Origin of the sequence: Pseudooceanicola lipolyticus (assembly GCF_002786325.1) — a bacterium.
Taxonomy (GTDB): Bacteria; Pseudomonadota; Alphaproteobacteria; order Rhodobacterales; family Rhodobacteraceae; genus Pseudooceanicola_C; species Pseudooceanicola_C lipolyticus.
Window position 1 is genome coordinate 1 of record NZ_PGTB01000167.1, and the last position, 7,742, is coordinate 7,742.

Below are 7,742 nucleotides of genomic sequence, written 5' to 3' on the forward strand. Positions count from 1 at the left end.
CCGTGCCGGGCTGGACCCCGCCGCCCGTGCCGGGGCGCGCCCCCATTTCCGGCCGCTACGCGCGGCTGGAACCGCTTGTGCCCGAGACCCATGCCGCGCCGCTGTTCCGGGCCTTTGCCGGCGCGGACTGGCTGTGGGATTACATGCCGGTCGGCCCGTTTGCCGATCTTGACGCCTATCGCGCCTGGATGCACGGCGCGGCGGGGCAGGGCGATCCGCTGTTCTTTGCTATCCGCAACTTGGAAACCGACACCGTGGCCGGCGTGGCCGCCTATCTGCGCATCACCCCGGCGGCGGGCACCATCGAGGTCGGCCATATCACCCTGTCCCCCGCGCTGCAGCGCACCCGCGCCGCAACCGAGGCGATGGTGCTGATGATGGGCTGGGCCTTCGACGCCGGCTATCGCCGGTATGAATGGAAATGCGACGCGCTGAACCGGCCCTCGCGCGCGGCGGCGCAGCGGCTGGGCTTTTCCTATGAAGGGGTGTTCCGCCAGGCGCTGGTCTACAAGGGCCGCAACCGCGACACCGCCTGGTTTGCGGCGATCGACAAGGAATGGCCGGCGCTGCGCGCGGCCTATGACCGCTGGCTGGCGCCGGACAACTTCGATGCGCAGGGGCAGCAGCGCCAGAGCCTCAGTGCTCTGACCGCACCGATCCGCGCCGCCTCTGATCCGCTGCTGGCCGTGACGTCCTGACCCGAAGGGGTCAAAAGTTGTCGACAACTTTTGCGACATTTCATCGATGAAATGTCTTCAGACCGGTGGCCGGAGGTTGCGCTGCGGATCAAAAGTCATCGATGACTTTTGCCACATTTCATCGATGAAATGTCCCCTGCCGCAAGGCAGGTGCGATCCGTCCGGGAAGGCGGGACGTGAACATCGGAAGGGATGGGGGAAATTCAGATGGCGGGCTGGCACGTGGCTGGCTTGCTGTCTGGAAATCTACCTAAGCCCCCGAATCGGCGAAGTCAATAAGATAAATAAAATCAAATAGTTGACTGAATTTGTCGGGAGTTTGCCGCCCCATGCTCGCTCACGCCGCCGCCCGCCAGCCGGCCACCAGGTCATGCACGAAGGCGATCTTGCGCTGCACCTGGTCGGGCAGGGAAAACGGGTACAGGTCGCGCTGTCCCATCGACCGGTTCAACATGTTCAGCGCCACGGTCAGCGGCATCCAGGCCGATAACAGCCTCTCGGCGTCGCGCGGCGCATAGGGGTCGAAATCGATCTCGGTCCACAGGTTGCCAGAGCCGGCGATCGCGGGCTCGACACTGATCCGCAGGGTCGAGGCGGTTTCCAGCGTGTCGACCATATGCAGGTAATGCGCCCAGGTCTCGGCCCAGTCCTCCCAGGGATGCATGGTGGCATAGGCGGAAACATAAGCATTCTCCCAGCCCGCCGGCGGCCCGTCGCGGTAGTGCCGTTCCAGCGCCGCGGTGTAATCGGCGCGCTCGTCACCGAACATGGCGCGGAACGCCTCCAGCGCGCCGCCCTCGCGCACCAGCCGGTCCCAGTAGTAATGGCCGATCTCGTGGCGGAAATGGCCCAGCAGGGTGCGATAGGCCTCGCCCATCTCGCTGCGGGTCTTCTCGCGGGCGGAATCGTCGGCCTCGGCCAGCGACAGCGTCACGATGCCCCGGTCATGGCCGGTCATCACCTTCTTGTCGCCGTTCGGACCGTCGTCGAGGAAATCGAAGATCAGCGGTTCGGGATCGCCGGTGCCCGGATGCGGGCGCGGCAGGCCCAGCCGCATCAGCGTGTAGATCAGCCGCCGCTTGGCCGCCTCGATCCGCTGCCAGCGCGCGTGTCGGTCGGGGTCGGACAGGTCGGGCACGGTGCGGTTGTGCTGGCAGGCGGTGCAATAGGCATCGGCCTCCTGGCTGTCCTCGGCGGGAACCAGCCAGTTGCAGGCGCTCAGCTCCCAGTTGCGGCAGAACCGCCAGCGCCGCGTCTCGGCCTCGGCCTGGCCCTGCGGCGCCACCGCGCGCCACAGCGGCCCATCCGCCTCGACGGCGGCCATCCGGTCCTCGCCGGGCAGATAGCCCAGCGAAAAGCCGCAGTTCAGACAGGCGGTATTTTCGAAATACAGCACCTGTCCGCAGTTCTGGCATTGAAACAGCTTCATGCGAATCCCCATCCGCTCTAGGCCACAGCGCTTGCAGCAGAGTGCGCCAAACGCGGAGCCAAATCCATTGGCTGCATCGGCCACCTGGCTTGCAAAACGCCTGCTTTGCAGGAAACTCTTTCAGGGGTGAATGGGTTTCACCGCAACAGGAGGGATCGACATGGGCGAAGCGGGAATCGGCTGGGTGGCGGCGATCATCGTCGGCGGGCTGGCAGGCTGGATCGCGTCGGCGCTGATGAAAACCAACACCGGCATTTTCCTCAATATCATCCTCGGCATCGTCGGCGCGGCGCTGGCGAGTTTCCTGTTCGGCTTCCTCGGCATCAGCTTCGGGGGCTGGATCGGCTATCTGGTGGCCGGGGTGATCGGCGCCTGCATCCTGGTGGGCGGCGTGCGCGCCATCCAGAAATAGCGCCGCAAACGCAAATGGCGGCCCGGGAAATCCCGGACCGCCGCAGTCTTTCCGTCCGATCCGGCCGGATCAGGCGATGTCGAACCGGTCGGCGTTCATCACCTTGGTCCAGGCCGCGACGAAGTCCTGCACGAACTTCTCGGCGCTGTCGTCCTGGGCATAGATCTCGGCATAGGCACGCAGGATCGAGTTCGAGCCGAACACCAGGTCGACCCGCGAGGCGGTCCACTTGGTTTTGCCCGACACCCGGTCGACGATGTCATAGCTGTTCTTGCCGGTCGGCTTCCAGCTGTTGCCCATGTCGGTGAGGTTCACGAAGAAGTCCTGGGTCAGCGCGCCGGGACGGTCGGTGAACATGCCATGCTTGGTGCCGCCATGGTTGGTGCCCATCGCCCGCATGCCGCCGACCAGGCAGGTCATCTCGGCTGCGGTCAGGCCCAGCAGATGGGTGCGGTCCAGCATCATCGCCTCGGGGCTGACGTCGTAATCCGCCTTGAGGAAGTTGCGATAACCATCGGCCAGCGGTTCCAGCGGATCGAAGCTTTCGGCATCGGTCATCTCGTCGGTGGCATCGCCACGGCCCGGGCTGAACGGCACCTCGACATCGAAACCGGCCGCCTTGGCCGCCTGTTCCACCCCGACATTGCCGGCCAGCACGATGGTATCGGCGATCGACGCACCGGCCGCTTCGGCCAGCGGTTCCAGCACCGACAGCACCTTGGCCAGGCGCTCGGGCTCGTTGCCTTCCCAGTCCTTCTGCGGTGCCAGGCGGATACGCGCGCCATTGGCGCCGCCCCGCATGTCCGAGCCTCGATAGGTCCGGGCGCTGTCCCAGGCGGTCGAGACCATTTCCGCCATCGACAGGCCGCTGTCGGCGATCTTCGCCTTCAGCGCGGCAACGTCATAGCCGGTCGGCCCGGCGGGGACCGGATCCTGCCAGATCAGGTCTTCCTCGGGTACGTCGGGCCCCAGGTAACGCACCTTCGGCCCCATGTCGCGATGGGTCAGCTTGAACCAGGCCCGCGCAAAGGTGTCCGAGAAATACTCCGGATCGGCCATGAATTTCTGGCAGATCGCGTTATAGACAGGATCGACCTTCATCGCCATGTCGGCATCGGTCATCATCGGCATGCACTTGATCGACGGGTCTTCGACGTCGACGGGCATGTCCTCTTCCTTGATGTCGACCGGCTTCCACTGGTTGGCACCGGCGGGGGATTTCGTCAGCTCCCATTCATGGCCGAACAGCATGTCGAACCAGCCCATGTCCCACTTGGTGGGCTCTTTGGTCCAGGCGCCTTCGATGCCCGAGACCACGGTGTCGCGGCCGATGCCACGGCCCTTGGTGTTCATCCAGCCGATGCCCTGGTATTCCAGATCGGCGGCTTCCGGATCGGGCGACAGGTCTTCCGCGGACCCGTTGCCGTGGCTTTTGCCGATGGTGTGGCCGCCAGCGGTCAGCGCCGCGGTTTCCTCGTCATTCATCGCCATCCGGGCAAAGGTCTCGCGGATCTGCGCCGCGGTCTTCATCGGATCGGGATTGCCGTTCACCCCCTCGGGGTTGACATAGATCAGGCCCATCTGCACCGCCGCCAGCGGCGCATCCATGGTCGAGGGATCCTCGATATCGCCATAGCGGTCGGGGCCGGACGGTGCGAGCCATTCCTTCTCGGCGCCCCAGTAGGTGTCCTTTTCCGGGTGCCAGATATCTTCGCGGCCGAAGGCAAAGCCGAAGGTTTTCAGCCCGGCTTCCTCATAGGCGATGGTGCCGGCCAGGATCATCAGGTCGGCCCAACTGATCTTGTTGCCGTATTTCTTCTTGATCGGCCACAGCAGGCGGCGGCCCTTGTCGGTGTTCACGTTATCCGGCCACGAGTTCAACGGCGCAAAGCGCTGGTTGCCGGTGCCGGCGCCACCGCGCCCATCGGCCAGCCGGTACGACCCGGCAGCATGCCAGGCGACGCGGGCGAACATGCCCACATACGAGCCCCAATCGGCCGGCCACCATTCCTGGCTGTCGGTCATCAGCGCGCGCAGATCGGCCTTCAGCGCCTCGACATCCAGCTTCTTCAGCTCTTCGCGATAGTTGAACCCTTTCGAATGCGGGTTCGACTTGCTGTCATGTTGGTGCAGGATGTCGAAGTTCAGCGCATTGGGCCACCAGCTGGTCACGCTGGTGCCAAGGGCCGTCATCGAGCCATGCATCACCGGGCATTTGCCGGCAGGGGTATCATTTCCGTCCATCTTTCACTCCCATCTTGGCTGTTTTCTGAATCGGCTTCGCAATCGAAGCGCACGGATTTCGGTCTGGGCAGCCGTCATCGATCCCGTCGCAACGTCCGGTTGCGCGGTCGGCCGGATTGCCCGGTGTCTGTTGGTCCTCCACAGGAGGGCGGGTCCATCGCTCTGGCTCCCGGTCTCCGTCTTTCCCATGTTGCGGCCGGTGGCGTTGTGGGTCGCCCCAGCGCCGCGGCTTCCTCGTCTTCTTTAAAACGGTTCTAACAAGCAGGTTCAATCTATTTAAGTTCTATTTTCTGATGATTTTCATAATCAAAACCTATTGCGCTTGGATGGGCCGGCCTGGGCGCAAAACCCCGCTCGGTCTGGTCGGGAACCGGGTCAATGCAGTGCAGAAACCGCAACGCTTTTGCGCTCTTGCTTCGGTGTGCGCACCATCGCCGCCGGGTCATCGGCAGAGTCCCTCCAAAAAGACGTTCGGCCGCAGAATCACCCTGGTGCGGAACTGGGCCGGCATCTGGCGCAGTCCGCTGTGCCGCGGCAAAGCGCATCGCCCGGCCCTGCGCCGGCGCTGCCGGGCGCGCCGTTCACGGGATCTATCCCGGCCCGGCGGCGCGGTGCCGGTCCAGCACGCCCACCGCCCTGGGGCGCAATTCGCGTTCCAGCTTGCGGCGCATCGCGCGCTCGTAATCCTCGAAGCCCTGGGCAATTTCCAGAAACGCGCCGGGGCCGTGAATCACCTTGTTGCGATAAAACTCGATCACCGTGACCTCGGATTCGAAATCGGCGGCATTTACCACCAGCCCGTTCACCGTGACCCCGTCGAAGGGAAACTCAATATAGGCGCGTTGCGGCGAAAAGCCTTCGTTGTTGACGCCATCGCCGGCCATGTCGATGGTGCGCTGCAAGCAGTCCGGCCCCCGCTCCAGTAGCGTCGCGCCATAGCCCAGCGCATAGCCCATTGCGGTGGGAAACTCGTTATGGCTGCGTTTCGAGGTGCCGATCGCTTCGGCCAGGCGCAGCAATGTCGCGGGGCCTTCGATCATCTGCCAGTCGATCAGCAGCGCCTGGTTATAGCGCCCGCTCCATTCGTAAACCGCAAGCGCCACGGCCAGGTCAGCGGCGAAAAACGCCCGCTGCACCTCGGGCGCGATCAGCGCCGCCGCCAGCCCCCGGCGCTGCAGCGCGTCCTCTTCGGCATCGACCGAAGACGACACGTCCAGCGCCAGCGCCAGCGCCAGGCGGCATTCGATCGCCGCCGCCGGCCCGGCCAGCAGCAGCATCGTTATCAGGGCGCAGAGGGCCCGTCGCATCACCAGTGCCCGGTATTGCCCATCGAGGCCCAGGGCTCGGCCGGCGGCAGCGCCTCGCCATTCTGCAACAGCTCGACCGACACGTTGTCGGGCGAGCGGACAAAGGCCATGCGCCCGTCGCGCGGCGGCCGGTTGATGGTCACGCCATTGTCCATCAGGTGCTGGCAGGTCTCGTAGATATTGTCGACGCCATAGGCCAGGTGGCCGAAATGGCGGCTGTCCGAGGGCAACCCGTCGTCGCCGTCCCAGTTATAGGTCAGCTCGACCGGGCATTCCTTCTGCCCCTCCGGCGCCATGAACACCAGGGTAAAGCGCCCCGCCTCGCTTTCGCTGCGGCGGGTCTCTTTCAGGCCCAGCAGTTCATAGAACGCCATGGATTTTTCCAGATCCTTCACCCGGACCATGGTGTGCAGATATTTCAGCGGCATCGTCACCCTCCTTATGCTGACCCGGAGACTAGCGTTTTGCGCGCCAAGGGCCAGTGGTCGCGCCCGGCGCGTTCAGAATTTCGACTGCACGCCCAGCGATAGCGAGAATTCGCGCGAGGAATAGGCGCTGAGATTCGAGCTGCTGCGCCCCGCCCGCAACCGCAGCGTGGGGGCAAACCCGGCATAATCGTAATCTTCGAAGAACAGCGTCACGTCGCCATAGACCGCGCTGTTGCGCCGCGGCGACAGGATCGGGTTCAGGCAAAAGGGGAAATCCCGGCAGCCGGCCCGGATCAGCGGATAGTCGGACTGGCCCAGCCCCAGCCCGGCGGTCACTTTGGCCGGGCCCAGCGGCTGCGCAAAGGAATAGCTGGCCCGCGCGGTGGCCGACCGGTAGGTGCCGTTCATAAACGCCGCATCCGAGTCGCGCAGCGCCAGCGACAGCGACAGGCTGTCGCCATTGCCCAGCGTCTTGCGCCAGGCCGCGTCCAACCCCAGGATCAGCGTGTCATTGCTGCGCGACCGGGCCTCGAACCGGTCCTCCGCCATCACGCTCAGCGACAGGGCGCTGTCATCGGGCAGGCGCCAGTTGCGCGTCGCCTCCAGCCGCAACAGGCGGAAACTGCGGGCGCCGCCATAGCGGCTTTCCCCCAGCGCCAGCTCCAGCTGCGCCGAGCCCTGCCGCTCGGCCGGGCCGACCGCAAAGGCATGGCGCAGCGACAGCTCGGCATAATCCGAACTGAAATCGGCGTCGCGCACAGTCGGCGCCTGCACCTGCGCCGAGTCGGACAGCGACACCCGCTGCAGGTACAGCCGCCCGGCCACGGTGGTCAGGCTGGTGGCGTCATGGCGCAGCCGATAGCTGGAAAACAGGTCCACCGCGCCAATCATCCCCGACAGCGCCTGCGCGCTGCCGGGGATGAAGCCGCCATCGGGCACGCCGTTGATCAGGTTGGCCGCCGAATCGGCGCCATTGTTCACATTGCTGGACGGGCGCAGCTCGCCGCGCAGGGAAAACGCCCAGGGATTGCGGCGGCGCAGCGCCTGGTAATCGCGCGCCAGCTGCTGTTCCTCGCCTTCGGTGCGGGTGTGGATGGCGGTGCGCCGCAGCCAGATCTGCGCCAGGGTCGGACGGTCTTCGGCATAGGCCAGCTGCGCCGCCAGCTGCGCCGCCTGCAGCCGGTCGGGCCCCGGTTCGGCAAAGCGATAGGCGCGCGCCGCGGC

General features: G+C 65.4%; 7 protein-coding genes. 2 read left to right on the top strand and 5 right to left on the bottom strand.

Annotated elements, in window-relative coordinates; genetic code table 11:
- Window positions 1–2: 2 nt before the first annotated feature.
- The gene (locus CVM52_RS21720; RefSeq protein ID WP_100164477.1) at window positions 3–698 is read left to right on the top strand and encodes a GNAT family N-acetyltransferase; all 696 of its coding nucleotides are present in this window, start codon (window positions 3–5) and stop codon (window positions 696–698) included.
- A 337-nt stretch (window positions 699–1,035) separates the two neighbouring features.
- Here the strand turns inward: CVM52_RS21720 and CVM52_RS21725 are convergent, their stop codons facing one another.
- Window positions 1,036–2,127, bottom strand: coding sequence for a zinc-binding metallopeptidase family protein (locus tag CVM52_RS21725; protein ID WP_100164482.1), 1,092 nt, complete (start codon window positions 2,125–2,127; stop codon window positions 1,036–1,038).
- 160 nt (window positions 2,128–2,287) lie between these two features.
- Here CVM52_RS21725 and CVM52_RS21730 point away from each other — a divergent pair, with 160 nt between their 5' ends.
- Complete coding sequence (locus CVM52_RS21730) at window positions 2,288–2,539, top strand: GlsB/YeaQ/YmgE family stress response membrane protein (protein ID WP_100164483.1); 252 nt, start codon at window positions 2,288–2,290, stop codon at window positions 2,537–2,539.
- A gap of 69 nt (window positions 2,540–2,608) precedes the next feature.
- On the opposite strand, the gene katG is transcribed toward CVM52_RS21730, so the two are convergent.
- The 4 genes from katG to CVM52_RS27090 all read right to left on the bottom strand — a co-directional run.
- Window positions 2,609–4,783 (bottom strand): catalase/peroxidase HPI, encoded by a 2,175-nt coding sequence (katG, locus tag CVM52_RS21735; RefSeq protein WP_100164478.1) that lies wholly within the window; start codon window positions 4,781–4,783, stop codon window positions 2,609–2,611.
- A gap of 590 nt (window positions 4,784–5,373) precedes the next feature.
- Window positions 5,374–6,090, bottom strand: coding sequence for a DUF1194 domain-containing protein (locus CVM52_RS21740; RefSeq protein ID WP_240621026.1), 717 nt, complete (start codon window positions 6,088–6,090; stop codon window positions 5,374–5,376).
- Complete coding sequence (locus tag CVM52_RS21745; protein WP_100164480.1) at window positions 6,090–6,518, bottom strand: VOC family protein; 429 nt, start codon at window positions 6,516–6,518, stop codon at window positions 6,090–6,092. Before CVM52_RS21745 ends, CVM52_RS21740 begins: the two co-directional genes overlap by 1 nt.
- A gap of 72 nt (window positions 6,519–6,590) precedes the next feature.
- On the bottom strand, window positions 6,591–7,742 hold a 1,152-nt coding region (locus tag CVM52_RS27090; protein ID WP_100164481.1), incomplete at its 5' end, for a hypothetical protein.